Below are 24,283 nucleotides of genomic sequence, written 5' to 3' on the forward strand. Positions count from 1 at the left end.
GCGGTTGGCGCCGATATGAGTCCTATCGCGGCTGACGCCGCTACGCTGGATCCCCGCTTTCGCGGGGATGACGGTGGAGAAGGATGGAAGCGGAAAGGAAGGGGTGTGCCCGGTTACGTCTACATCCTCGCCAGTCAGCGCAACGGTACCCTTTATATCGGGGTGACAAGCGACATCGGACGGCGGATTTACGAACACCGGGAAGGATTGGTGGACGGCTTCTCCAAGCAGTATGGTGTGAAAACACTGGTCCATTACGAGCTTTTCGACCGGATAGATGATGCGATCTTTCGGGAAAAGCAGATGAAGAAATGGAACCGCGACTGGAAGCTGGAGTTGATCGAAGCCTCCAATCCGGAGTGGAAGGATTTGAGTTCGACGCTGCTTTAGCAGCGTCACTGTCAATCCCGCTTTCGCTGGAATGACAGCAGAGGAAGGATTGGGACCAAGGTCCCCTAAGGAATGGGTGTAAGGCGATGTCCCTGATCGAAATCAAGAACCTGCATGCCGCTGTCGATGGCAAGGCGATCCTGAAAGGGATCGATCTGACCATCAATCCGGGGGAGGTGCATGCCATCATGGGCCCCAACGGGTCGGGCAAGAGCACGCTGTCCTATGTGCTGGCGGGCCGTGAGGGATACGAGATCACCGAAGGGTCCGTGACCTTCGACGGCCGCGATCTGCTGTCCATGGAGATCGAGGAGCGGGCCGCCGCCGGCCTGTTCCTGGCCTTCCAGTATCCGGTGGAAATTCCCGGCGTCTCGAACACCACCTTCCTGAAGGAGGCGCTGAACGCCGTGCGCAAGACGCGCGGCGAGAGCCCGCTGGACGCGATGCAGTTCCTGAAGCTGATCCGGGCCAAGGCCAAGGATCTGTCGATGACGGACGAGATGATCAAGCGCGCCGTCAATGTCGGCTTCTCCGGGGGTGAGAAGAAGCGCAACGAAGCGCTTCAGATGGCCGTGCTGCAGCCCAAGCTGGCCATTCTGGACGAAACCGACAGCGGCCTGGACATCGACGCGCTGAAGATCGTGGCCGAGGGCGTGAACAAGCTGCGCGGCCCCGGCCGCGGCATGCTGGTCATCACGCATTACCAGCGCCTGCTGGACTATATCGTGCCCGATGTGGTGCATGTGCTGGCCCATGGCCGCATCCAGAAGACGGGCGGCAAGGAACTGGCCCTGGAGCTGGAAGCCAAGGGTTATGCCGAATTCGGCGTGACCGAGGCGGCTTAGGACGAAGGGCCCGCGGCCATGGTCTCCCCCGATATCCGCATCAGCATCGAACATGACGTGCCGCTCACGGCGCCCGACGCCGAGATCGTGCTGAACGGGCTGATGGCCTACAACGCCGCCAACCTGCCGCCGGCCGCCGGCCGTTTCGTGCTGGTTGCCAGCGATCAGGAGAAGGGCACGCCGCAGGCCGGTCTCTCGCTGACGCTGTGGGGCCGCGATGCCTATTGCTTCTGGGGCGCCTGGGCGGCGCCGGGGGTTGAAGCGGCGCCGGCCATCTCCACCCTGCTGGCCCGCACGGAGGCGGAGCTGCTGCGCCGCGACGTGGACCGGCTGATCATGGTGGTCCGCGCCCATGACGATACGGCCCCCTATCTGGCCGCCGGCTTCGGGTTGCGGCAGGTGATCGCGGACCATATAAGCGGCGGGGCCTTCACGGTGCTGGAAAAGCGGCTGGCCGCGCGCGACGGTGGGGGGCGGGACATGCCGCCGGGCCTGGCGCTGGCCATCCACGAGCCGCCGCCCCGGCCGCTGTCGCAGGAGATATGGCGCATCACCGATGCCCGCCGTCAGGGACTGCTGGGTGCCCCCGTCCGGCTGGTGGCAGCCTATGTCCGCGACCGCACCAACAACGCCCCGCGCGGGGCCGCCCTTTGCTATGCCGTGGGAACCGACTTCATGGTCGACATGGTGTGGGTGGAGGAAGGGCTGCGCGGCACCGGCACGGGCTTTGCCATGCTGGCCGCCGCCCTGGACGAGGGACGGCGGATGGGCTGCACGCGGGCCGCGGTGGAGACGATGGATTGCCAGGCCCCGACCTTCTATCCGCTGCATGGGTTCCGGCGCTTCGGCTATGCCGAATATGACGTGCCGGGCCTGAACATGAACTTCTTTGACATGAAGCTTTAGACGATGCGCGACGAACAGAACCAGACCGCCAAGGGTTTCGTGGAACAGGTGGTGGCGCTTGCCCCCGCCCTGGACGGTGTGCGCGGCGAGGGGCTGGACCGGTTCGCCAAGGCGGGCCTGCCAACCACCCGGGTGGAAGCCTGGAAATTCACCAACCTGCGCGGGCTGGACAAGCTGATCCTGGGCCCGGCGCCCGATGCCGCATCGGTGGCGGTGGATGCCATTCCCACGGCGCTGGACCGGCCCGGTCCGCGACTGGTCTTCGTGGCCGGTCAGTTCCGGGCCGACCTGTCGCGCACCGATGGCCTGCCCGACGGCGCGGTGCTGGAACCGCTTGCCGCCGGCACCGCCGCCCCCGCAACGGGCGACGACCCGTTCCGCGCGCTGAATAGCGCCCTGCCGTCGGATGGGGCCGCCCTGCGTATCGGACCGGCGGTGAAGCTGGACAGACCCGTCGAACTGGTCTTCATCGCCGCCAGTGCGGGGGACAAGGCGGCGCTGTGGAACCCGCGCATCCTGATCGACATCGCCGACGGGGCCGAGGCCACCGTGGTGGAACACCATGTCGGCGCCAATGCCGGCCCCTATGTCAGCAACATCGCCGCCGATGTGAAGGTGGGGGCCGGCGCCCGCCTGCATCATTACAAGCTGCAGGCCGAAAGCCTGGATGCCTGGCATCTGGCCAACATCGCCACCCATCTGGCACAGGACGCGGTCTATGACACGTTCGTGCTGAACCTGGGTGCGCGCCTGGCCCGGCATGAGGCCCGGCAGGTGCTGGACGGGACGGGGATCGAGGCGCGGGTGTCCGGCGCCTATGCCATCGGCGGCAATCAGGTCAGCGACATCACCACCCTGATCGACCATGCCAGACCCAGCTGCACCAGCCGCGAGGTCGTGAAAGGCGTGATCGACGGCAATGCCCGCGCCGTGTTCCAGGGCAAGATCGTCGTGCGCCCCGATGCGCAGAAGACCGACGGCTATCAGTTGAACCGCGCGCTGCTGCTGTCGGACAATGCCGAGATCAATTCCAAGCCCGAGCTTGAGATCTATGCCGACGACGTGAAATGCAGCCATGGCGCCACGGCGGGCGAGCTGGACGAGGACCAGATGTTCTATCTGCGGGCCCGCGGCATCCCGCGCGACGCGGCCCGCGTGCTGCTGATCGGTGCCTTTCTGGACGAAGCGCTGGACGAGATCATCGACGAAGATATCCGCGCCCATTTCCGTGGCCGGGCCGAAAGCTGGATGGGAAGGCGCTGAGGCATGTCCGACGGCCCGTCCCGCAACGCCACGCTGACGCTGACCCCTCGCCATCCGGCGGACGGGGCGGTGATCGGCTGGCTGCACGGGCAGGCCATGACGGCGGAGCGCGCGGCGCTGGGCGTGGAGCGCCAGACCCTGGCCCTGTTCGCACGCGACGCGGGCGGGGCCATCCAGGGCGGCATCGTGCTGTGGTTCTATGGCCGCGACGCCTATATCCACGTGCTGTGGGTGGATGCGCCATGGCGTGGACGCGGGGTGGGTGTCGCCCTGCTGCGCGCGGCGGAAAACGCCGCCGTGACGGCCGGCGCGGCGCGGCTCTACCTGTCCACCATGGGTTTCCAGGGACCGGATTTCTATCCACGCTACGGCTTTGCCGCCCAAGGCGTGTTCACCGACTTCACCTGGGGGCACGACCGGCACTATTTCCGCAAGGAGACGCTGGCCCCCGCCCCTGCCCTGCCGCTGCCGGCGGGCCTATACCTGCACCGGGCCGAAGCCGCCGACGATGCCGATGTGCGCACCGTGGAGAACGGGCTGGACGCGCATTGGTATCTGACCATTCCCGATCCCTATACCGAGACGGCGGTGGAGATCACGGATGCGGCCGGGGCGCGGGTCGGGGCCGGGCTGGCCGTGGTGGACGGCGCCTATCTGACGCTGGTCGACCTGCTGGTGCTGCCGGCATGGCGGGGACAGGGGATCGGCCGGCGATTGCTGGCGGCACTGGAACAGGCGGGGGTGCAGGCGGGCTGCCGCTGGTCCACGGTGATGCCGATGGACTATCAGCAGCCGGACTTTTTCCGCCGTCACGGATATGCCCGCCATCTGCGGGTCGATGACTATCTTTTGGGCCATGGCCGCGACTGGTTGCGGCGGGCCATCGGGGATGAATGATGAGTGAGCAGACCAGGACGATCGGCAACGCCCCCTATGACGTCATGCGCATCCGCCAGGATTTCCCGATCCTGACGCGGCTGGTGCATGAAAAGAAGGGCCGCCCCGGCAAGCCCCTGGTCTATCTGGACAATGGCGCCAGCGCGCAGAAACCGCGCCAGGTGATCGATGCCATGTCGCACCTGCTGGAAAATGATTACGCCAATGTGCATCGCGGCGTGCATTTCCTGTCCCAGCGTTCCACCGACCTGTACGAGGCCACGCGCGACAAGGTCGCCGCCTTCCTGAACGCCCCCTCGCGCGAGAACATCGTTTTCACCCGCAACGCGACGGAAGCCTTCAACCTGCTGGCCCAGAGCTGGGGCGGCAAATTCCTGAAGGCGGGTGACGCGGTGGTCATCTCCTGGATGGAGCACCATGCCAATATCGTGCCCTGGCAATTGCTGCGCGACCGGATCGGCATCGACATCAAGGTCGTGCCGGTGCTGGATGATGGCAGCCTGGACATGGATGCCTATGAGGCCATGCTGACGCCGGAGGTGAAGCTGGTCTCCATCACCCATGCCAGCAACGTGCTGGGCACGGTCAACCCGGCGGCCCGCATCGCCAGGCTGGCCCATGCCAAGGGCATCCTGGTCGCCTTCGACGGCAGCCAGGCCGCCGTGCATCAGCCGGTGGACGTCACCGCCATCGACGCCGATTTCTACATCTTCACGGGCCACAAGCTCTATGGCCCGACCGGCATCGGCGTTCTCTATGGCCGCAAGGAGCTTCTGGACGCCATGCCGCCCTGGCAGGGCGGCGGCGACATGATCAGCGCGGTCAGTTTCGAGAAGACGACCTATCGCGAAGCACCGTACCGGTTCGAGGCCGGAACGCCGGCCATCGTGGAAGGGATCGGGCTGGGGGCCGCCATCGACTATGTCACCGCACTTGGCATGGACGCCATCCAGGCGCATGAACAGCGCCTGCTGGCCTATGCCACGCACAGGCTGTCGGAGGTGGAAGGGCTGCGCATCATCGGCACGGCCCCGGACAAGGCGGCCATCATCAGCTTCACCATGGACGCCATCCACCCCCATGATATCGGCACCCTGCTGGATCGCGGCGGGGTGGCGGTACGGGTGGGCCGGCACTGTGCGGAACCGCTGATGGACAGGTTCGGGGTCGGGGCCACCGCCCGCGCCAGTTTCGGCCTATATAATACAGAGGCCGAGGTGGATGCGCTGGTCGAGGCGGTCCAGGCCTGCAAGGCGTTCTTCGGGTGACAGCGGGCCTTCCACAGGGCGGCGGGCACCGGTCCGGCGCCCTGTGGGAATTGACGGGGTAAGCAATGTTCGATGATTTGCGTGATCTTTATCAGGAAGTGATCCTGGACCACGGGAAGAACCCGCGGAACTTCGGCAAGCCCGATGCCTTCAACCGCACGGCCCGGGGTGACAACCCGATGTGCGGGGACAAGATCGCCATCTATCTGACGGTGGATGATGCCGGCATCATCCAGGACCTGCGGTTCGATGGGCGCGGCTGTGCCATCAGCCAGGCGAGCGCCAGCCTGATGACGGAGATCCTGCGCGGCAAGCCCGTCAAGGAGGCCGAGGCGCTGTTCGGCTATTTCCATGACATGTGTACCAAGGACGAGGATGAGCAGGGCGACCATGGCGCCCTGGACGAGGATGCCACCGACAAGCTGGCCGTCCTGTCGGGCGTGCGCGAATTCCCCATGCGGGTGAAATGCGCCACGCTGGCCTGGCACACGATGAATGCGGCCCTGCATGGCGAAGCCGCCGCCTCCACCGAAAATGCCTCCTTCTGACGGGAGAGACGAGACATGAACCAGACCACCCGCCCCATCGCCCCCGACGTTTCCATGGGCAGCCCCGTGGACATTCCGGCCGACGAGAAGCTGCCCCCCGACGCCCCGCTGCATGACAGGGTGATCGAGGCGCTGCGCACCGTCTATGATCCCGAGATCCCGGTGAATATATATGAACTGGGGCTGATCTACCGCTGCGACATCGACGGCGATGGCGATGTGGAGATCGACATGACCCTGACGGCCCCCGGTTGCCCCGTGGCCGGCGAGATGCCGGGCCAGGTGCAGCAGGTCGTGGCCGCCGTCGATGGCGTGAGCAGCGTGCATGTCGAACTGGTCTGGGAGCCCGCCTGGGACCCCACCCGGATGAGCGACGAAGCCCGCATCGCGCTGAACATGTTCTGAAGGAGGAGCAGATGGCCCGCCCCATGCCCAAGGCCCTGACCCTGACCGACGCCGCCGCCGAACGGGTCAGGGAACTGATGTCCCGGTCCGAGAAGCCGCTGGTCGGCCTGCGCGTGGGCGTGAAGACCCGCGGCTGTTCCGGCATGTCCTATTTCGTGGAATATGCCGAGGAAAAGAAGAAGTTCGAGGAGGTGGTGGAGGATAAGGGCGTCACCATCCTGATCGACCCCGCCGCCACCATGTTCCTGATCGGCAGCGAAATGGACTATGCCGAGGACAAGTTCCAGTCCGGCTTCACCTTCAAGAACCCGAACGAGAAGGCGCGGTGTGGATGCGGAGAGAGTTTTTCGGTGTAGGAACCCCAACAATGATCCACCACGCCTCCCCGTTCATCCCTTCCCGTGTGCGTGGGCGTTCAAAGCATCGATAAGCATCCTCGCGACCTTTCATGTCCCTTCCCCCCAGCCTTTCCGACGCCGCCGTCTCCGTGCTGACCACCGCCGACGCGCGGGAAAAGGCTCGCCTGACCCGCGCCTTCGCGGCGGCGTGGCGGGATGGCTCCATCACCGGCCCGGGCAGCAGCATGCCGCCCGCTCGTCCCGCCCGGCCGGCCAGGCCTGAACTGCGCCACCCGAAGGACATGCCCAAGCGCGGGCGGGGGCAATCCATCGCCAACCGCGTCGCGCTGCTGCACGCCATCGCCCATATCGAACTGAACGCCATCGACCTGGCCTGGGATATCCTGGCCCGGTTCCGGCACCTGCCGGATGGCTCGCCGCTTCCCCTCTCGTTCCACGCCGACTGGCTGCGGGTGGCGGACGAGGAGGCGTTGCATTTCACCCTGGTCGCCGACCGCCTGGCCAGTCTGGGGGCGGCCTATGGCGACCTGCCGGCCCATGACGGGCTGTGGCAGGCGTCAGAGGCCACGGCGCACGATCTGGCCGCCCGGCTGGCGGTCGTGCCCATGGTGCTGGAGGCCCGCGGCCTGGACGTCACACCCGCCATCATCGACAGCCTGACCAAGGCCGGCGATGCGGAAAGCGTGGAGGTCCTGCGCATCATCCTGCGCGACGAGGTCGGCCACGTCGCCACAGGCCGCCGCTGGTTCCAGGTAGCCGCGCAATGCCTGGGGCAGGAGGCCGGCCCCTGGTGGCAGCAACTGGTGCGCACCCATTTCAAGGGTGAACTGAAGCGCCCCTTCAACGGTCTGTCACGCGAGCTGGCGGGCCTGCCATCGGACTGGTACGAGCCGCTGGCCGGCAATTGAGGGCGGTGAGTTCTACTCATCGCAAGTTGGTATGATCGCTCCCTATGTCCAATGAACTATGTTCATCTTGACCTGCCTGTGGCATCCTGCGCATGGTATCGCGGGATGCAGGGGTGATTGATGCGGATGATGCTGGAAGTGGGTCTGGTGCTGGTTTGCGCCACGCTGTTCGCGTTGATGACAGCGCTTGCCGTGAAGGCACAGCAGAACCCTGAACCGCCGGCACCCGCCAAGGCACAGCAACAGCAGCAGATGGAAGACGAGATCATCGTTCGCGGCCGCCGCGACGGGGAGCCAGGCTTCCAGGAAAGCTGGGAACATCACCGCCAGGAATTCGACCGGCTGCACAAGATCTATGGCACGCCCGGCGGCCCGAACCGCCGCGCGGACCGCATGACCGACACCCCCAATCCGGACAGTGGCAAAAGCGTTATGCGCAGCCCCAGCAGTGACAGCGTGCAGGGCCGCCCCAGCCGGGATTGAAACCGGGGCCGGCCGGACCTGCCGGGCCGCATGTCCGGCCCACCCGTTATACTATTTTGCGGTGACCAGAACCTATTGGTTCTGGTCACCGCCCTCAATTACCGGCGCCAACATTCGTTAGCGCGGGCGACGCCGCACGAGCGGTGCTGTGGCAGTCGCCGCCGGACCAACGTGCGATGCGTTCTACTCATCGCACGTTGGTATTACAGGCGGGTTACAATGGTTCTGTTGGCCGCGCGGCGGGACAGGGTAGGATGCGCCCGGTATTCCCGCCCGTCCGAACCGGAGCCATCATGCCCAGCGTTACCCGCCGTGCCGCCGTTACCGGCCTGTTTGCCCTGTCCGCCACCGCCGTTGCGCTGGAGGGCGTGATCCCCCGGCTTGCGATGGCGGGCCAGGACGGACCGGCCGACAAGGCGCTGAACGAATATCTGGAGAAATGCTGGCAGGAGGACCTGGCCCGCAGCCCCGAACAGCGGACGCGCATGGGGCTGCCCGGTCCGCATGACCGCTGGACCCTGCCCGACGAGGGTTTCCAGCAATTGAGCCTGCGCATCGCGGCGGAACAGTTGCAGGGCCTGTCCGCCTTTGACCTGGAAGCACTGTCGCCCACGGCGCAGGTCAGCCACAAGCTGTTCGGCCAGGCGTTGCGCCGCCAGCTCGATTTCTACCGCTGGCGCCATCATCTCTATGCCGTCAGCCATCTGGGCGGTGCGCATACCGAGATTCCATCCTTCCTGATCGGCTATCACGCCGTGAACAGTGCCGCGGATGCCAGGGACTATGTCCGCCGGCTGGAAGGGGCCGGACAGGTGATGGATATTGCCGGCGAGAACATGCGCCGGCAGGCCGGCAAGGGCGTGCTGCCCCCCGCCTTCTGCTTCGGCCGCATCACGGAATCGGCCCGCAATGTCATCGCCGGTGCGCCATTCGAGGCGAGCGCCGGCAAGGACAACCCGCTGCTGGCCGATCTGAAGGAGAAGGTGGGCAAGCTGTCCATCCCCACCGCGGAAAAGCAGGCCATCATCCGGGCCGGCACCAGGGCCATGACGGACAGCCTGCTGCCCGCCTATCAGCGCTTCCTGGCCACCGTGGCCGAGATGGCCGACCGGCAGAAGGACAGCAACGGCGTCTGGTCCCTGCCGGACGGGGCGGATTTCTATCGCACGCAGATCATGGTCCATACGGGTCTGGACCTGACCGCAGACGAGATCCACGCCATCGGCCTGTCGGAGACGGCCCGCCTGCATGCGGAACTGCGGGAAGCCATGGCGGCGATGGATTTTGCGGGCAGCGTGCAGGATTTCTTCCAGCACCTGCGTACCGAACCGTCCATCCGCTTCCCCGACAGCGCGGAGGGACGGCAGGAATATCTGGCCACTGCCACCGCCTATATCGAGGAGATGGGCGCCCGGCTGCCGGAATTCTTCGGCGCGCTTCCCAAGGCCAGGGTCGTGGTGAAGCCCGTGGAGGCCTATCGCGAGAATGCGACGCCCAGCGCCTTCTATGAACCCTCATCCCCCGACGGCGCCCGGCCCGGCGTGTTCTATGCCAACCTGTCGGACATGTCGGTGCAGACACGCCACGACCTGCAGGCGCTGTGCTTCCACGAAGCGCTGCCGGGCCATCACATGCAGATCGCCATCGCGCAGGAGACCCAGGGCCTGCCCACCTTCCGCAAATATGCCTGGGACACGGCCTATGGGGAGGGGTGGGCCATGTATACCGAGCGCATGGCCAAGGATTACGGCTTCTACAAATCTCCCCTGAACGAGGCGGGCCGCATCGTGTCGGAACTGTTCCGCGCCGGGCGGCTGGTCGTCGATACGGGTATTCACGCCAAGCAATGGACGCGCGAGCAGGCCGTGGCCTGGATGGGCGAGAACACGGCCAACCCGCTGGCCGACAATGCCAACGAGATCGACCGCTATTTCGTCTGGCCGGGTCAGGCGCTGGGCTACAAGATCGGCATGAACAAGATCCTGGAATTGCGGGAGAAGGCGCGGGCCGCCCTGGGGGACCGGTTCGACATCCGCGGCTTCCACGACACCGTGCTGATGAACGGGGCCGTCACCCTGCCCATCCTGGAAGAAGTGGTGGATGGCTGGATCGAGGGCCGCCGGAACGCGGCCTGACGCCCCGGACCCATGGGCGGGCACCGGCGATCGACGGGCTTGATACCAGGCGGACGGGGTGGGGGGTGAGAGCCGCCCCACCCCGTCCCTTCATCGCCGGACGATGGCGTAACGCTGTTTCAGCCGCAGGAACGGACTTTCGAAATAGCGGTAGGAAAGATGGGCCAGGGTGAACAGCACGAGCAGCGACAGCGCCGTGCCCGCCCACAGGGCCGGCCCGCCCGGTTCCCCCGATAGCAGCGCCGGCGTGCCGAACCAGCCCAGCAGCAACCCGAAGGTCAGATACATGACCAGTGAATGAAACAGGTAAAGCCCATAGGACACCCGGCCCCAGTAGGTGAGCCAGGGCGGGGCCAGCCGCCGGTCCATACCCAGCAGGGCCAGGAAGAACAGCACCGCCCCCAGCAGCACCAGCGCCCAGCCGGCAAGCGCACCGGCGGGCGTGGGATGCGCATCCCAGCTTTTGACGCCAAACCCCCACAGCGCCCACAGCCAGCACCCCAGCCCGGCCGCGAACAGGCCGGACCGTCGCGCGATCCCCCAATCCGGCACCCGCCCGCGCAGCCCGATGGACAGCAGCGTGCCGGCGGCGAAGAACTGAAACTGCACCAGACTGTTGGTCCACATCCCGTTGTCCCCGGCAACCGGGTGCATCGCATAATGCAGGATGGTGGCATAGGATAGGCCGATGATCCCCAGGCAGATGCCCACGACCCACCGGCGCGTCAACAGCGCGATGGCGAAAGGTACCAGGATATAGAACTGCTCCTCGACCGAAATGCTCCATAGCGGGTCGAACGACCCGGCGATCCAGCCCTGATCCATGACGTACCAGTTGCCGGTGAAGGTGAGGAAGGTCAGCACCGCCGGCCAGGTGTCCGGCGCCACCTTGGGCACCACCTGCCCCAACGCCAGCAGCCCGAACAGGGTCGCAAAGTAAAGCGGCCATATCCGCAGGCTGCGGCGGATGAAGAACCGCTTCACATCGACCCGCCCGGCCGCCTGACGTTCCCGGTAAAGCAGTTCGGTGATCAGATAGGCCGACAACAGGAAAAATACCGAAACGCCAAAGGCACCGATGGTGCAAAAAGCCATGAAGACCGGATGGGCATCACGGTCGAATGGCGCGTAATCGATATAGTGAAAGGCGAAGACACCGACAAAAGCCAGGAAGCGCAACACATCCAGCTCCGGACGGTCGAACCGCCGGTCCACAGGCGCAATCATATTCCCCCCTGCCTTATAAGAAACTTTTTCCATTTCATTAGGGAGGGCAAAAAATTCATACGCAACATGACTTCGTATGCAAAGGAACCAGGGCGGAAGATGCGACACCCCTTTGCAGTTCCGACGCCAAACAGGGTATGATCTTTACCTGCCCACACCTAATAGGGGCTTCACCCCCGTGCCTTTTCGACCTTCACGTCGTCAGTTGCTGACCGGTTCCCTTGCTGGCCTGACCCTGCCATCGCAGGCGCGGGCCCGGCGCCTGCGCGTGGGGTTCGTCAATCCCGGCCGCACCACGGACGGATTCTGGCAGATGGCGGACCGGCTGATGCGGACGGCCGCCGATCATTTCGATATCGATCTGGTGGTTCGCCGGGGTGAACGCGACCGGCAGCGGATCATTGTTCAGGGGCGGGAACTGATCGACCAGGGGCTGGATTATCTGGCCATCGTCAATGAACACCGCACAGCCGTCCCCCTGGCGAATGCAGCGATGGAGGCCGGCACACCCTGCCTGCTGGTCTTCAGCGGGCTGGCGGCGGATGACATTGCCATCCTGGGCCGCCCGCGGGAACGTTCCCCCTTGCTGCTGGGCAGTCTGGTCGCCGACAATATGGCGGCGGGGGCTGCCATGGCCCGGGGGCTTCTGTCCGAATGCCGCCGCCTGCGCCGGCCGGAGCGGACGGATGCCGTTCCGCTGCTGGCGATCGCCGGGCCGGCCGCCACACCGGCCGGTCAGGAACGGTCGGACGGGCTGCGCCTCGCCGTGGCCGCGGACGGCAATGCGGTCGTGCTGGACCATGTCTCCTTGAACTGGAGCCGGGAACAGGCGCGCAGCCGCGTCATTTCCCTGCTGCGCCGTCAGCCGCAGACAGAGGGTATCTGGTGCGCCAATGACGATATGGCGCTGGGTGCCCTGGACGGTGCCGCGGAACTGGGCTTCAAGACCGGCATCGATCTGGCGCTGGTCGGCATGAACTGGCAGACCGATGCACTGAGAGAGGTGGCGGCGGGGCGGATCGCGCTATCTATGGGTGGCCACTTCCTGCTTGGTGCCTGGGCCCTGGCCTGGCTGCGCGACCATGCCGATGGCCGTGATTTCGCGGCCGCCGGCGGGGCTGAACAGCGTCTGTCCCTGGCCCCGCTGGACCGGCAGGGGGCCGACCGCTATCTGGCCCGCTTCGGTGATGACGGCTGGAGCCGGATCGACTTTTCCCGCCTGCGGCAGCGGCGCGGGGCATACGACCTGCAGGTCACCTCCGTGCTGGCAGTCTGACGCGGCCGCACCATCATCCCTCCCCCCAGCCATCCCTCCCCCCAGCCTCCGAGGAACCCGTGCCGATCCGCAAGACCTTTCCCGCCATCCTTGCCGGGCTTTTGCTGCTGGCACCCGCAAGCCTTGCCGGCAACGCCGAACAGCCGGCCGCCCGCCAGGAAAAGGCTGCCGAACTGCTGAGGGTTTCCGGTGCCGCCAATATCGGGGAACAGTTGATCGTCGCCATGCTCCACGAAATGGAACAGCAGATGATCGATCGCAATCCGGGCCACGCGGGGGAAATCCGGTCGCTGCTGCAGGAATATTTCGTGCCGGAGGCCAAGGCCGCCCTGCCCGATCTGATCCGGGGACTGGCCGGCATCTATGCCACCCAATTCACGATGGCCGAACTGGACGATATCATCCGCTTCTACAGGACGCCAACCGGCTCCAAGCTTGTCCAGTCACTGCCGATGATCACCCAGCAGTCGATGGCCATCGGACAGGTCTGGGGCCAGGGCGTGGGGGAACGTGCGGCCGGCAGGTTCGTCGAAGCCGCCAAGGCGCGTGGCCTGGCGCTGCCGCAACCGCTTTGACACAGGCGGCGGTGATCGCGGCCGATCCCCACGCCGCCGGCACCGGGACCGGAATCATATTATTTTGCGGTGATTAGAACTTATTGGTTCTAATCACCGCCTTCAATTGCCGGCGCCAACATTCGTTGGCGCCGGCGACGCCGCACGAGCGGTGCTGTGGCAGTCGCCGCCGGACCAACGTGCGATGAATTCTACTCATCGCACGTTGGTATCAGTCCGCCATGTCCAGCCGGATGCCGATCATCTCCTCCCGGTTGTCCAGGAAAAGCTGTGCGATGTCGGGGTCCAGGTGACTGCCCGCCACCTCTCCGATATAGGCCAGCGCACGATCCATGGACCAGGGCTGTTTGTAAGGCCGGTGCGACAGCAGCGCGTCGAACACGTCGCAAACGGCGACGATCCGGCCCGACAGCGGGATATCGGTGCCCGACAGTCCGCGCGGATAGCCGCCCCCATCCCATTTTTCGTGATGGCTGAGTGCGATCTCCGACGCCAGGTCCAGCAGCGGCAGGCCGCTGCCCGCCAGGATTTGCGCGCCCAGGGCGCAGTGGCTGCGCATCACGTTCCATTCTGCGGGATCAAGCTTGCCCGGCTTCAAAAGGACCCTGTCCGGAATGCCGATCTTGCCGATGTCATGCAGCGGGGCCGCGGCCCCCAGCCGCTGCACGAACCCGTCGTCAAGCCCGGCCAGGGCCGCCAGCCGGGCCGATAATTGTCCGATCCGTGCCACATGCCGGCCCGTATCCTCGTCCCGGAACTCCCCCGCATTGCACAGGCGATGGATGATCTCCGCGCGCGTATGCTCCAGTTCGGCCGTGCGCGCCCGTACCTGCTCCTCCAGGAAGCGGGAAAGCGAACGCTGGCTGCGATACAGCATGTTCAGCCGCAACAGGTTGCGGGCACGGGTCAGTATTTCCCAGTCGGTGAAGGGCTTGGTGACATAATCGATGGCACCGGTTTCCAGCGCGCGGCGGCGCATATTGCCGGCATCATGGGCCGTGATGATCAGCACGGGCGGGGCATCATCGCCCAGGGCCTGGTTCATCGCCTCGATGAAGGCCGGGCCGTCCAGGCCCGGCATGCAATAATCCAGCAACACAAGATCCGGCGGCGAAACAAGGCACAAATTGAGCCCTTCCAGCGGATCAGTTGTCGCGGATATATGCGCCAGCCCGGCCCGGCGAAGAATACAGATCAGCAGATCAACGCTGACCTGCATATCATCTATGACCAGAAGCCGTGCCGAACTAAGCGATATTTCATCGGGTATATTGATAGCCATCTGCATTCCAAGCCCCACGGTTTGCGCAAGTGGCGACCAAATATCCCCTTTCCCGAGAATTGAAGTCGGATTCGTCCTGTCACCGGACGAACCACACCCGCTCAAATGGAGCGGGCTCCCCTTACTGGAGCCGCCAAGCCAACAATTTATCTCAGTTGGATCAGCCCTTCAAACGGGTTGTACTACACCTATGGAAATACCACCCCGCCCCGGCCCTTCCGGATATGACGCGATCGGCGCGGCATTACTTTTGCCAGAATGGAAACCAACCTTGCGCAATCGCGCCCGGCGTCAGGCCTGCGGCGGGGTTGCACCACGGAAACCCATGGCGACCAGATAGGTCTCGCTGCTGTCCTGTCGGCTGGCGGCCGGCTTCGCATGGCGGACGCTGGCAAAGTCCTGCTTCATGCGGGCCAGCAATTCACGCTCCGCCCCGCCCTGGAACAGTTTGCAGATGAAATGCCCGCCGGGCGCCAGCACTTCGGTCGCGAACTGATAGGCCATTTCGGCCAGACCCATGATGCGCAGATGATCGGTCTGGGTGTGGCCCGTCGTGTTGGCCGCCATGTCCGACATCACGATATCGGCCGGGCCGTTCAATAGGGATTTCAGCCGGGCCGGCGCCTCGTCGGTCGTGAAATCCATCTGGAAGGTGGTGGCGCCGGGCACGGGCTCCATCTCCAGCAAATCCAGCCCGACCACCTGGCCGGTGCCACCCTGGTCGGACTTCGACTTGTCGACCGCCACCTGTGTCCAGCCGCCGGGCGCGGCGCCCAGATCGACGATGCGCTGCCCGCGCTTCAGCAGGCCGAACTTCTCGTCAAGCTGCAGCAGCTTGAACGCCGCGCGGCTGCGCAGGCCGCGCTTGCGGGCTTCGGCGACATAGGGGTCGTTCAGTTGCCGTTCCAGCCAGCGCGCCGATGACACCGACCGGCGCTTGGCGGTCTTCACGCGGACGGACTGGCCGCGGCCGGTGGGAATGTTGCCGGAGGATTTGCTCATGGGACAGGCGCCATCGGAACGGAAATGAAGGATCAGGCAGGTAGCATTCCCCCGAACGCCCCCCGGCACAAGGGGGTAGGGCCGCAACCCAGCCCTACCCTGCCCTTCACCAGGCGCCGGCACCGTTTCCGGTCATCCGAAACCGCTAGCCCCGGCCCCGCCGACGGCGGGCGGCGGCGGCCAGTTCGCACAGGATGCCTTCACGCACGCCACGGTCGGCGATGCGCAATTGCGGCACCGGCCATTGGCGCCAGATGGCATCCAGGATGGCGCAGCCGGCAATCACCAGATCGGCCCGGTCGCGACCGACGCAGGGCTGGCCGGCCCGGCCCATGTAATCCAGCCCCAGCAGCGTGTCGGAGATGCTGCGCGCCTTGTCGCGATCCAGGAAGGCGCCATCCACCCGCGACCTGTCATAGCGTTCCAGACCCATCTGAATGCCGGCCAGCGTCGTGACGGTGCCCGAGGCGCCCAGCATCTGCACCCGCCCTTCCGCCACAGCGCGGGCGATGCCGTTACGCTCGTCGAAATCGCCCAGTCCGGCCCCCACCCTGTCCATCATGCGCCGGTAATCCAGGGGACAGACGCGGTCGCCGCCATAAGTCTCCGTCAGGTTGACGACGCCCAGCGGCACCGATATCTGATCGATGACGCGCGGGCGACCGCGCACCAGTTCGATCCAGATCAGCTCGGTGGAACCACCGCCGATATCGAAGACCAGGGCGTTGGGGATCCTGGCATCCAGCAGCGGAGCCACGCCGGCCAGTGCCAGCCGCGCCTCCTCCCGCGTGCTGATGATCTCGATCCTCAGACCGGTCTCCCCCTCCACACGGCTCAGGAACTCGTCGCAATTGCCGGCGCGGCGGCAGGCCTCCGTCCCGACGGCGCGCAGGTGGCTGACCCCGCGGCGTTCCATCTTGGACCGGCAGACCTTCAGCGCCTGGACCGTGCGGGCCATCGCGTCGTCGCACAGCCGGTCGCTGCGCGACAGCCCCTCGCCCAGACGGACGATGCGGGAAAAGGCGTCGATGACACGGAACCCCTCACGCGCCGGCTTCGCGATCAGCAGGCGGCAATTGTTGGTGCCCAGATCCAGTGCCGCCAGCACGGGCGAGCGACAACCGGCTGTCGCCGGCTCCGACGCCGGCGGCCCACAGCGGTCAGAGCCGCCCCTGTCTGCAACACCACCTTCCACGACTGCCAAATCCCAGCGACATCTGCCATGTTGAAACCGTCGTGCCATCGTAACTGAAGACCGACAGCCCGCAAGCACCGTTCAAGCAGGCCTGCCCGCCCGGCTGGCGGACTGGCCACCCCGTGGGCAGCCCCGCCACCCGGCGGACGACCCGTGCGTTTTTTGTGAAGATAAGGGGTTCACAACCCCGAAACCCGGTGCTATAAGCCCGCCCACCCCGACGGCGGGTCGCCAAGTGCGGCACCGGACGCCGGTTCGGATGGGGGATCGTCTAACGGTAGGACAGCGGACTCTGACTCCGCCAGTCTAGGTTCGAATCCTAGTCCCCCAGCCACCTCTTCCCGAGATCGCATATTTCCTGCTGATACAAGGCCGGCATCCGGACGGATAGCCTTACAGGCCGATCCTTGCATGCATCGCCAGCCGACGCGGCCTGGCGCCTCCGCGGTGAGGTGAGGTGACCTGTTGCGCCCAGGGGCGCGGTGAGGTGAGGTAATACCAACTGGCGATGAGTAGAACTCATCGCCAGTTGGTCCGGCGGCGGCCGCCGCCGCGCCGCTCGTGCGGCGCAGCCAAGCCAACGAATGTTGGCGCCGGCAATTGAGGACGGTGACCAGAACCTATAGGTTCTGGTCACCGCAAAATAGTATAAGGTGAACAGCCCCGTTCCCTGCCGTCCGTCAGGAACCCTGGCAATTGATGCGGGCGTAATCGGCGCGCAGTTCGGCCAGCCTCAAGGCCGCCTTTTCCGGATCGGTGGCGGCCAGTTCCATGGCGTCCTGCGTCGCCCGTTGCAGGCGGCGATGGGCGGCATTCAGCATCAATGCCTCATCGAACGATGCGCTCAATTGCAGCAGGCTGTCCTGGAAGGACCGGCACAGCGCCTCCGTGGAACGCCCCACATCCCCCATGACCGAGAGCAATTGGGGCAGTGCCGCATTGGTGGCAACCAGACTGTTGGCCAGGGCGGCAACCCGTGTCGCGCCCTGCGGGCGGGGAAAGGGGATGACTTGGCCCATGGCGGGGAGGTCCTTGCATTGTGAACGCGCGGATCAAGCATGACCGCATGTTTCAAACCTGACCATTGCCACATGAACAGGCAAGCTATCCATTCGCTTATCTGATCGAACGTATCGTATGCGCCCCCCGGGCCGGCCCTGCCGCCCCCCGACGGGATAGCCCTTACGGCCAGCCCTTGCGCATGTTGCATCCGTGTTATGAAGGGCTCCCCTTGGCAGCATGATGCGTCTATATAAGGCGCGTCCCCCGACCCCTGGAGCCTGCACGACCTTGGCCCGCGCCACCAGCCGATATGTCTGCCAGAATTGCGGGGCGTATTACCCCAAATGGTCGGGTAAATGCGATGCCTGCGGGGAATGGAACACGCTGGTGGAGGAGCAGGCCGCCGATGCCATGCCCAAGGGGCTGGGCAAATCCGGCAGCGGGCGGCGCATAGAGTTCGTGGCCCTTTCCGGCGTGTCCAAGGATGCGCCCCGCCGCATGACCCACATCCAGGAATTCGACCGTGTATGCGGCGGCGGGCTGGTCAATGGCTCGGCCCTGCTGGTCGGCGGCGATCCCGGCATCGGCAAGTCCACCTTGCTGCTGCAGGTCACCTGCTGCCTGGCACAGGAAACGCGCTGCGCCTATATCAGCGGGGAAGAGGCGGTGGATCAGGTGCGCATGCGTGCCGCCCGTCTGGGGCTGGCCAACGCGCCCGTGCAACTGGCATCGGCCAACAATGTCCGCGACATCGTGGCCAGCCTGGAAGCCCCCGACGGACCGCAGGTCGCCGTCATCAATTCGATCCAGACCATGTATATCGACACGCTGGACAGCGCGCCGGGCACCGTGGCCCAGGTCCGGTCCTGCGCGGCCGAACTGATCCGCGTGGCCAAGCGCCGGGGCATCACCCTGCTGATCGTCGGCCATGTCACCAAGGACGGGCAGATCGCCGGGCCCCGCGTGCTGGAACACATGGTCGACACCGTGCTTTATTTCGAAGGGGAACGGGGGCACCAGTTCCGCATCCTGCGCGCCGTGAAGAACCGTTTCGGCCCGACCGACGAGATCGGGGTGTTCGAGATGGGGGAGGACGGGCTGGTGGAGGTCCCCAACCCGTCCGAACTGTTCCTGGCCGACCGCCGCCGCGATATCACGGGCACCGCCGTCTTCGCCGGGCTGGAGGGTACGCGCCCCGTGCTGGTGGAGGTCCAGGCCCTGGTCGCGCCGTCCCCGCTGGGCACACCGCGCCGGGCCGTGGTGGGCTGGGACACGTCGCGCCTGGCCATGGTGCTGGCCGTGCTGGAGGCGCGCTGCGGCGTGGCCATCGGGGCCAACGACGTCTATCTGTCGGTGGCCGGCGGGCTGAAGGTTTCCGAACCGGCGGCCGACCTGGCCGTGGCCGCGGCGCTGATCAGCAGCCTGACGGGGGAACCCGTGCCGGCCGACGCCGTGGTGTTCGGGGAAATCGGGCTGTCAGGGGAGATCAGGGCCGTCAGCCAGACCGACCAGCGGCTGAAGGAAGCCGCCAAGCTGGGCTTCAACCGCGCCCTGATGCCGCAGCCGCGCCGCGCGCGCGGTGGTGGTTCGGCCGACGGGCTGCGGCGCGTCGAACTGGACCATTTGTCCGACCTGCTGCCATTGTTCCAGGCGGATGCGCCGCCCCGTCCGCCGCGCGGCCGGGATTGAGGGGGAAGCCGTCATGGAAGCCAGCAGCCTGAACCCGGTCGATATCGCGGTCATCATCATCCTGCTGATCTCCGCCCTGATGGCCTTCGCGCGCGGTTTCGTGCGCGAGGTGCTGTCGGTGGCGGCCTGGATCGGGGCGGCACTTGCGACATTATGGCTGTTTCCCGTGGCAGCCCCCTTCACCCGTGCCCATATCGATACCCAATATGTTGCCGACGGCGTGACCATCCTGGGCCTGTTCACGGGCTCGCTGATCGCGCTGTCCCTGCTGACCGGTGCCATTTCGGGTCGGGTGCAGGAAAGCAGCCTGTCGGCCATCGACCGGTCACTGGGATTCGCGTTCGGCATCGTGCGCGGGGCGGTGCTGGTGTCGCTGGCCTATCTTTTCGCCGCCTGGCTGTGGCCGGAACAACCCGTCTGGCTGCGCGAGGCGAAGTCCCGTCCCTATCTGGAAACCGGGGCTGACATGTTGCGCGGCTTCCTGCCCAATGCCGACCTGACGCCGGCACAGCGGGAGGCGGAGCGCGCGCGCCACAGGCTGGAAGAGGCGGAGAACGCCCGGCGCACCCTGGAAAGGCTGGCCAATCCGCGCCCCACATCTGCGGGGAACGCGGCTGTGCCGGAGACCGATCGCGGCTATAATGCCGATGATCTCGGCCGTCTCGACCAGGTGATCAAAAGCACCGACCAACCGTTCCTTGAACCGGATCGACGTCCCGACGGGGACCAACGCTAGACCCGGCCCGCCAACTCGACATAACCGGACACATCCTCAGCCGCGAAAGGCGTTCTGCCCATGCTTACGACCCATCCCTTCGACGACGACAAGCTGCGCGAGGAGTGCGGCGTCTTCGGTGTGTATGGTCCCCAGGATGCGGCGGCGCTCGTGGCGCTGGGGCTGCATGCGCTCCAGCATCGCGGGCAGGAGGCGGCCGGCATCGTCAGTTTCGACGGCCAGGACTTTCCACAGCACCGCGCCCTGGGGCAGGTCGGCGATATTTTCGGTAGCGAAACGGTCATGCGCAACCTGACGGGCGAGGTCGCGATCGGCCATGTCCGCTATGCCACGACGGGCGAGCGCAGCCTGCGCAACGTGCAGCCGCTGTTCGCCGAGTTCGAGTTCGGCGGCTTCGCCCTGGCCCATAACGGCAACCTGACCAACGCCATGCAGCTCCGCCGGCAGCTTGTGCGCCGCGGCTGCCTGTTCCAGTCCACGTCGGACACCGAAACCATCATCCACCTGATGGCGACCAGCCGGAACGGCAGCGTCATCGACCGGCTGGTCGATGCGCTGCGCCAGATCGAAGGCGCCTATTCCCTGGTCTGCATGGCCAAGGACCAGGTGGTCGGCGTGCGCGACCCGTATGGCGTGCGCCCGCTGGTGCTGGGCCGGCTGGGCGACAGCCATGTGCTGGCGTCGGAAACGGTGGCGCTGGACATTATCGGCGCCGATTACGTGCGCGACATCGAACCGGGGGAAATGGTGGTGCTGGACCGCAACGGTGTCCAGAGCCTGCGGCCCTTCCAGAATACCGCGTCCAAGTTCTGCATCTTCGAATATATCTATTTCGCCCGGCCGGACAGTTTCATGGAAGGCCATTCCGTCTATGGCGTGCGCAAGAAGATCGGCCAGCAACTGGCCATCGAAAGCCATGTGGATGCCGATCTGGTCATCCCCGTGCCGGACAGCGGCGTACCCGCCGCGCTGGGCTATGCCGAGCAGAGCGGCATCCCCTTCGACCTGGGCATCATCCGCAACCATTATGTCGGCCGCACCTTCATCCAGCCGACGGACAAGATCCGCCGCCTGGGCGTGAAGCTGAAGCATAATGCCAACCGGCATTTCATCGAGGGCAAGCGCATCATCCTGGTCGATGACAGCATCGTGCGCGGCACCACGTCGGTGAAGATCGTGGAGATGATGCGCGACGCCGGCGCCAAGGAAGTGCATATGCGCATCTCCAGCCCGCCGACCAGCCATAGCTGCTTCTACGGCATCGACACGCCGGAGAAGGAAAAGCTGCTGGCCCACCGCATGACGGTGGAGGAGATGCAGCGCTATATCAATGCCGACAGTTTGGCCTTCATCAGCCTGGACGGGCTTTACAAGTCGCTGGACCATGCCAGGCGCGAAAGCGACCTGCCGCAATATTGCGACGCCTGCTTCACGGGCGAATATCCGATTCCGCTGACCGATTTCGACAGCACCCCGCGCGCCGACGTGGCCTATATCGGCGCCAAGCGGGCCTGATCCCGGCGGAGATGCGCCGGGCTGCCCGCAAGGCGGCATCGGCGCATCCCGGCATCGATCGGAACACAGGGCCCGGTCTGTGCCGCCCGGTGGCGGCCGCTCAGCCGTCGATGCTGCGCACCGGAGGCATCGCATTGCAGACATCGATATGGCCGGCCGCCCGGATGAAGAAATCATCCTGGCGGAAGCGCCGCGCCTCGCGCCATTTCACATAGGTCGCGGACTGGCCGGACAGCACCTCGATCCGTTCCCGTTCCGTCGCGGGCAGGTCCGCGGCCAGGCGCACGCTGTGGATCGGCACCCGTTGTTCGGCCTTTTCATAGAAACCCAGCGGCCCCGTGCCGCGCGGCAGCGCCGTCAGCAGTTCCATCCCCTTCAGCACGCGCCCGACCAGGGTGATCACCCGGTCCAGCGGGCGGGGGCTGTGGCCGATGACGGTGTAGAGTTCGGCACCGCTGCCGCTGTCCAGCGCATAGCCGCGCCCCACCCCGACGATGCCATAGCAATGGGTCATCCAGGCTTCTCCCGTCCGCGGATCGCGGGCGGCGGGGAAGATGTCGGAAATGCCGACTTCCGGCGCATAGGCATCGGGATCGGGCGAGACGGTGAAGGGCAAGGCCGCCGCCCCGTCCTTCACCGTGAATTCCGGCGCCAGCCGGTCCAGGGCGGTCTTCATGGGCCGGGGCGTTTCCTCCGGCATTCCCCATTGCGTGACGTAATTGTCCTGCACCCGCACGATGAAGGTGCCGTCATACCAATGTTCCCGCGCCAGCTTGCGCATATTGTCCACATGCGCGGGCGCGAAGCCGGGGGCCAGTTCGATGATAACCCGCCCGGCCGGCAGTTCCAGATAAAGCGTGTTCTCCGGCACGGGCGCGCGCCAGTCCGACGCGGGCGAGGCGGCCAGCACCTCCGCCTGTGTCGGGTGTGCGGCCGCCGACGCGGCGGCGGGGATGGAAACGGGGGCTGCCAGGGCCAGGGCCAGGGCGGCGGCGGACAGGGTCGGGCGCATGGGCTTCTTCTTGTGATGGATTGCCGATGGACCGGCAGCATCCCAGAAGGCGCCCCGGCCCTCAAGGCCCGCCGCTGGGCCCGCCGCTGGGCCCGCCGATACGCCGGCCCGCAAAGGGGTTCCAGCCCCTGGCCGCCAGCACGGCCCAGGCCGTGGCCCCAAGGTGCGGCTGGCGGTGATAGAAGAAATCCGCTTCCGCGCTGTCGGGGCCGATGGCGAAGCCGGTGGAAACACGGTCGCTGCGCGTGGCCCACAGATAGCCGCCGGGGCTGACATCCGCCGCCAGCCCTTCCAGCAGCGCATCGGACCGTTCCCGGTCGCCCGCAATGCGCCAGGCCAGCGCCGCCTGCGCCGTGCCTTCCACCCAGACGCCATCGCGGTCGGCGTTGAAATCATAGCCGCCGCCGACACCATGCGCCGCGTCGGCATAGGCCAGCGCGCGGCGCCATTCGTCCGGCGCCCCTGGCAGCATCAGGGGCCAGAGCTGCGCATCCAGGCCCGAATTGCCGTCATTGACCGTCACGCCGTCGGGCAGGGTGCCCGTGGGGAAATGGCCGCTGTCGGCCCGCCACAAGCTGTCCAGGAAGCCCCGCGCCGCCGCCCGGCCCCCGGCCCAGTCCCCGCCCGCGGCACCGGCGCGTTCCAGCCAGCCGAACAGCGCCACCAGATCGACATTATGTTCCGTTGATTTCCAGGTCAGCGCCACGGTCTCGCCGTCATATCCGTGAACCCCGCCCGTGAAGCCACCCGGCCCCCGGTCATCCGCCGTCCGGGCCAGAACCCAGGCGCCCAGCGCCGCGGCCCCGGCATGGTATCTGGGCTCGTCCAGGACATCACCCAAGGTCAGCAGAGCCAGCCCGGCCCAGGCGACATTGCCGGTGGCGGTGCCCACCTGATAGGCATCCTCCTCCCAGCGCTGCCGCCGCTGATTCCACCAGCCATTGGGTGGAATCGGGAATTCCTGCTGCGGGCCGGCGCGATAGGCCGTGCGCAGCCGCCCGTCGGCCCCGGCGCGGTCATGCTCCACAGCTGCCAGCAGCGCGTCGCCGATACGCCGCGCCTTGGCCGCGCGGCCACAGGCCACCAGGGCGATGGCGGCCAGCGCATTGTCATAGGTGAAGGCCGCCGTGGCCAGCGCCGGCTCCTCCGGCGCGCCCTGGCCCGACGGGGCGTCGTAGGAACGCAGGAATGCGGGTCCCCGCCCCGGCACATTGTCGATGGCAACCGTCAGCGCGGCACACAGCCGGACGGCCAGCGCCCTTTCGGCGGGCGTTTCCGCCGGTGCCGGATCCGCCGGCTCCGCAGCCGACACGGGCAGGGCCAGCAGCACGCATGACAGGATGGCAGTGACTGCACGGCCCATGG

24 protein-coding genes and 1 tRNA gene are annotated in these 24,283 nt (G+C 66.2%); 18 read left to right on the forward strand and 7 right to left on the reverse strand.

Features of this window, described 5'->3' with window-relative positions:
- Positions 1-105 precede the first annotated feature (105 nt).
- The 12 genes from ABC728_RS12850 to ABC728_RS12905 all read left to right on the forward strand — a co-directional run bounded on the left by ABC728_RS12850 (position 106) and on the right by ABC728_RS12905 (position 10,407).
- Complete coding sequence (locus ABC728_RS12850; RefSeq protein WP_416618021.1) at positions 106-390, forward strand: GIY-YIG nuclease family protein; 285 nt, start codon at positions 106-108, stop codon at positions 388-390.
- 86 nt (positions 391-476) lie between these two features.
- On the forward strand, positions 477-1,235 hold the full coding sequence (sufC, locus tag ABC728_RS12855) for a Fe-S cluster assembly ATPase SufC (RefSeq protein ID WP_416618020.1): 759 nt from the start codon (positions 477-479) through the stop codon (positions 1,233-1,235).
- 18 nt (positions 1,236-1,253) lie between these two features.
- Positions 1,254-2,141 carry a GNAT family N-acetyltransferase gene (locus ABC728_RS12860; RefSeq protein WP_416618019.1) on the forward strand — a complete coding sequence of 296 codons (888 nt, stop codon included), beginning with the start codon at positions 1,254-1,256 and terminating at the stop codon, positions 2,139-2,141.
- 3 nt (positions 2,142-2,144) lie between these two features.
- Positions 2,145-3,404: a Fe-S cluster assembly protein SufD gene (gene sufD / locus ABC728_RS12865; RefSeq protein WP_416618018.1), complete on the forward strand. Its 1,260-nt coding sequence runs from the start codon at positions 2,145-2,147 to the stop codon at positions 3,402-3,404.
- A gap of 3 nt (positions 3,405-3,407) precedes the next feature.
- Positions 3,408-4,301, forward strand: coding sequence for a GNAT family N-acetyltransferase (locus ABC728_RS12870; RefSeq protein ID WP_416618017.1), 894 nt, complete (start codon positions 3,408-3,410; stop codon positions 4,299-4,301).
- Positions 4,301-5,569: a cysteine desulfurase gene (locus tag ABC728_RS12875; protein WP_445376562.1), complete on the forward strand. Its 1,269-nt coding sequence runs from the start codon at positions 4,301-4,303 to the stop codon at positions 5,567-5,569. The genes ABC728_RS12870 and ABC728_RS12875 overlap by 1 nt, the downstream gene beginning before the upstream one ends.
- A gap of 65 nt (positions 5,570-5,634) precedes the next feature.
- The gene (gene sufU, locus ABC728_RS12880) at positions 5,635-6,117 is read left to right on the forward strand and encodes a Fe-S cluster assembly sulfur transfer protein SufU (RefSeq protein WP_416618015.1); all 483 of its coding nucleotides are present in this window, start codon (positions 5,635-5,637) and stop codon (positions 6,115-6,117) included.
- A 15-nt stretch (positions 6,118-6,132) separates the two neighbouring features.
- Positions 6,133-6,522, forward strand: coding sequence for an SUF system Fe-S cluster assembly protein (locus ABC728_RS12885; RefSeq protein ID WP_416618014.1), 390 nt, complete (start codon positions 6,133-6,135; stop codon positions 6,520-6,522).
- A gap of 11 nt (positions 6,523-6,533) precedes the next feature.
- Positions 6,534-6,878 carry a HesB/IscA family protein gene (locus ABC728_RS12890; protein ID WP_416618013.1) on the forward strand — a complete coding sequence of 115 codons (345 nt, stop codon included), beginning with the start codon at positions 6,534-6,536 and terminating at the stop codon, positions 6,876-6,878.
- A gap of 92 nt (positions 6,879-6,970) precedes the next feature.
- Positions 6,971-7,789: a ferritin-like domain-containing protein gene (locus ABC728_RS12895; protein ID WP_416618012.1), complete on the forward strand. Its 819-nt coding sequence runs from the start codon at positions 6,971-6,973 to the stop codon at positions 7,787-7,789.
- 120 nt (positions 7,790-7,909) lie between these two features.
- Positions 7,910-8,272 (forward strand): hypothetical protein, encoded by a 363-nt coding sequence (locus ABC728_RS12900; protein ID WP_416618011.1) that lies wholly within the window; start codon positions 7,910-7,912, stop codon positions 8,270-8,272.
- A 293-nt stretch (positions 8,273-8,565) separates the two neighbouring features.
- Positions 8,566-10,407, forward strand: a complete 1,842-nt coding sequence (locus ABC728_RS12905; RefSeq protein ID WP_416618010.1) for a DUF885 domain-containing protein — start codon at positions 8,566-8,568, stop codon at positions 10,405-10,407.
- A 90-nt stretch (positions 10,408-10,497) separates the two neighbouring features.
- Here the strand turns inward: ABC728_RS12905 and ABC728_RS12910 are convergent, their stop codons facing one another.
- On the reverse strand, positions 10,498-11,634 hold the full coding sequence (locus ABC728_RS12910) for an acyltransferase family protein (protein WP_416618009.1): 1,137 nt from the start codon (positions 11,632-11,634) through the stop codon (positions 10,498-10,500).
- 178 nt (positions 11,635-11,812) lie between these two features.
- Here ABC728_RS12910 and ABC728_RS12915 point away from each other — a divergent pair, with 178 nt between their 5' ends.
- Positions 11,813-12,910 (forward strand): ABC transporter substrate-binding protein, encoded by a 1,098-nt coding sequence (locus ABC728_RS12915; RefSeq protein WP_416618008.1) that lies wholly within the window; start codon positions 11,813-11,815, stop codon positions 12,908-12,910.
- A gap of 59 nt (positions 12,911-12,969) precedes the next feature.
- Entirely contained in the window at positions 12,970-13,485 is a 516-nt protein-coding gene (locus tag ABC728_RS12920) for a DUF2059 domain-containing protein (RefSeq protein WP_416618007.1), read from the forward strand.
- A 211-nt stretch (positions 13,486-13,696) separates the two neighbouring features.
- On the opposite strand, the gene ABC728_RS12925 is transcribed toward ABC728_RS12920, so the two are convergent.
- The 3 genes from ABC728_RS12925 to ABC728_RS12935 all read right to left on the reverse strand — a co-directional run bounded on the left by ABC728_RS12925 (position 13,697) and on the right by ABC728_RS12935 (position 16,877).
- Positions 13,697-14,773 (reverse strand): HD-GYP domain-containing protein, encoded by a 1,077-nt coding sequence (locus tag ABC728_RS12925; protein ID WP_445376563.1) that lies wholly within the window; start codon positions 14,771-14,773, stop codon positions 13,697-13,699.
- A 285-nt stretch (positions 14,774-15,058) separates the two neighbouring features.
- On the reverse strand, positions 15,059-15,769 hold the full coding sequence (locus tag ABC728_RS12930; protein ID WP_416618005.1) for an RlmE family RNA methyltransferase: 711 nt from the start codon (positions 15,767-15,769) through the stop codon (positions 15,059-15,061).
- A 145-nt stretch (positions 15,770-15,914) separates the two neighbouring features.
- Positions 15,915-16,877 carry a Ppx/GppA phosphatase family protein gene (locus tag ABC728_RS12935; protein WP_416618004.1) on the reverse strand — a complete coding sequence of 321 codons (963 nt, stop codon included), beginning with the start codon at positions 16,875-16,877 and terminating at the stop codon, positions 15,915-15,917.
- Between the two features lie 347 nt (positions 16,878-17,224).
- Here ABC728_RS12935 and ABC728_RS12940 point away from each other — a divergent pair.
- A tRNA-Gln gene (locus ABC728_RS12940) sits at positions 17,225-17,298 on the forward strand.
- Positions 17,299-17,644: 346 nt separating this feature from the next.
- Here ABC728_RS12940 and ABC728_RS12945 read toward each other — a convergent pair.
- On the reverse strand, positions 17,645-17,983 hold the full coding sequence (locus ABC728_RS12945) for a hypothetical protein (RefSeq protein ID WP_416618003.1): 339 nt from the start codon (positions 17,981-17,983) through the stop codon (positions 17,645-17,647).
- 271 nt (positions 17,984-18,254) lie between these two features.
- Here ABC728_RS12945 and radA point away from each other — a divergent pair, with 271 nt between their 5' ends.
- From radA to purF, 3 genes are read left to right on the forward strand one after another with little or no spacing between them, the layout of a single operon-like run.
- Entirely contained in the window at positions 18,255-19,655 is a 1,401-nt protein-coding gene (gene radA, locus ABC728_RS12950; RefSeq protein WP_445376564.1) for a DNA repair protein RadA, read from the forward strand.
- A 13-nt stretch (positions 19,656-19,668) separates the two neighbouring features.
- On the forward strand, positions 19,669-20,391 hold the full coding sequence (locus tag ABC728_RS12955; RefSeq protein ID WP_416618001.1) for a CvpA family protein: 723 nt from the start codon (positions 19,669-19,671) through the stop codon (positions 20,389-20,391).
- A gap of 60 nt (positions 20,392-20,451) precedes the next feature.
- Entirely contained in the window at positions 20,452-21,906 is a 1,455-nt protein-coding gene (purF, locus tag ABC728_RS12960; protein WP_416618000.1) for an amidophosphoribosyltransferase, read from the forward strand.
- Positions 21,907-22,006: 100 nt separating this feature from the next.
- On the opposite strand, the gene ABC728_RS12965 is transcribed toward purF, so the two are convergent.
- Both ABC728_RS12965 and ABC728_RS12970 read right to left on the reverse strand, forming a co-directional pair.
- Complete coding sequence (locus ABC728_RS12965) at positions 22,007-22,918, reverse strand: peptidylprolyl isomerase (RefSeq protein WP_416617999.1); 912 nt, start codon at positions 22,916-22,918, stop codon at positions 22,007-22,009.
- Positions 22,919-22,979: 61 nt separating this feature from the next.
- A complete protein-coding gene (locus ABC728_RS12970) occupies positions 22,980-24,281 on the reverse strand; it encodes a hypothetical protein (protein WP_416617998.1) in 1,302 nt (433 codons plus the stop codon).
- Positions 24,282-24,283 lie beyond the last annotated feature (2 nt).

The sequence above is a fragment of the Niveispirillum fermenti genome (genome assembly GCF_052474395.1).

What these genes read in the sequence shown, in the direction of transcription:
- sufC (WP_416618020.1), top strand. Translation starts at nt 477, where the DNA reads ATGTCCCTGATCGAAATCAAGAACCTGCATGCCGCTGTCGATGGCAAG.
- ABC728_RS12860 (WP_416618019.1), top strand. Translation starts at nt 1,254, where the DNA reads ATGGTCTCCCCCGATATCCGCATCAGCATCGAACATGACGTGCCGCTC.
- sufD (WP_416618018.1), top strand. Translation starts at nt 2,145, where the DNA reads ATGCGCGACGAACAGAACCAGACCGCCAAGGGTTTCGTGGAACAGGTG.
- ABC728_RS12870 (WP_416618017.1), top strand. Translation starts at nt 3,408, where the DNA reads ATGTCCGACGGCCCGTCCCGCAACGCCACGCTGACGCTGACCCCTCGC.
- ABC728_RS12875 (WP_445376562.1), top strand. Translation starts at nt 4,301, where the DNA reads ATGAGTGAGCAGACCAGGACGATCGGCAACGCCCCCTATGACGTCATG.
- sufU (WP_416618015.1), top strand. Translation starts at nt 5,635, where the DNA reads ATGTTCGATGATTTGCGTGATCTTTATCAGGAAGTGATCCTGGACCAC.
- ABC728_RS12885 (WP_416618014.1), top strand. Translation starts at nt 6,133, where the DNA reads ATGAACCAGACCACCCGCCCCATCGCCCCCGACGTTTCCATGGGCAGC.
- ABC728_RS12890 (WP_416618013.1), top strand. Translation starts at nt 6,534, where the DNA reads ATGGCCCGCCCCATGCCCAAGGCCCTGACCCTGACCGACGCCGCCGCC.
- ABC728_RS12895 (WP_416618012.1), top strand. Translation starts at nt 6,971, where the DNA reads ATGTCCCTTCCCCCCAGCCTTTCCGACGCCGCCGTCTCCGTGCTGACC.
- ABC728_RS12900 (WP_416618011.1), top strand. Translation starts at nt 7,910, where the DNA reads ATGCGGATGATGCTGGAAGTGGGTCTGGTGCTGGTTTGCGCCACGCTG.
- ABC728_RS12905 (WP_416618010.1), top strand. Translation starts at nt 8,566, where the DNA reads ATGCCCAGCGTTACCCGCCGTGCCGCCGTTACCGGCCTGTTTGCCCTG.
- ABC728_RS12910 (WP_416618009.1), bottom strand. Translation starts at nt 11,634, where the DNA reads ATGATTGCGCCTGTGGACCGGCGGTTCGACCGTCCGGAGCTGGATGTG.
- ABC728_RS12925 (WP_445376563.1), bottom strand. Translation starts at nt 14,773, where the DNA reads ATGCAGATGGCTATCAATATACCCGATGAAATATCGCTTAGTTCGGCA.
- ABC728_RS12930 (WP_416618005.1), bottom strand. Translation starts at nt 15,769, where the DNA reads ATGAGCAAATCCTCCGGCAACATTCCCACCGGCCGCGGCCAGTCCGTC.
- ABC728_RS12945 (WP_416618003.1), bottom strand. Translation starts at nt 17,983, where the DNA reads ATGGGCCAAGTCATCCCCTTTCCCCGCCCGCAGGGCGCGACACGGGTT.
- ABC728_RS12955 (WP_416618001.1), top strand. Translation starts at nt 19,669, where the DNA reads ATGGAAGCCAGCAGCCTGAACCCGGTCGATATCGCGGTCATCATCATC.
- purF (WP_416618000.1), top strand. Translation starts at nt 20,452, where the DNA reads ATGCTTACGACCCATCCCTTCGACGACGACAAGCTGCGCGAGGAGTGC.
- ABC728_RS12965 (WP_416617999.1), bottom strand. Translation starts at nt 22,918, where the DNA reads ATGCGCCCGACCCTGTCCGCCGCCGCCCTGGCCCTGGCCCTGGCAGCC.
- ABC728_RS12970 (WP_416617998.1), bottom strand. Translation starts at nt 24,281, where the DNA reads ATGGGCCGTGCAGTCACTGCCATCCTGTCATGCGTGCTGCTGGCCCTG.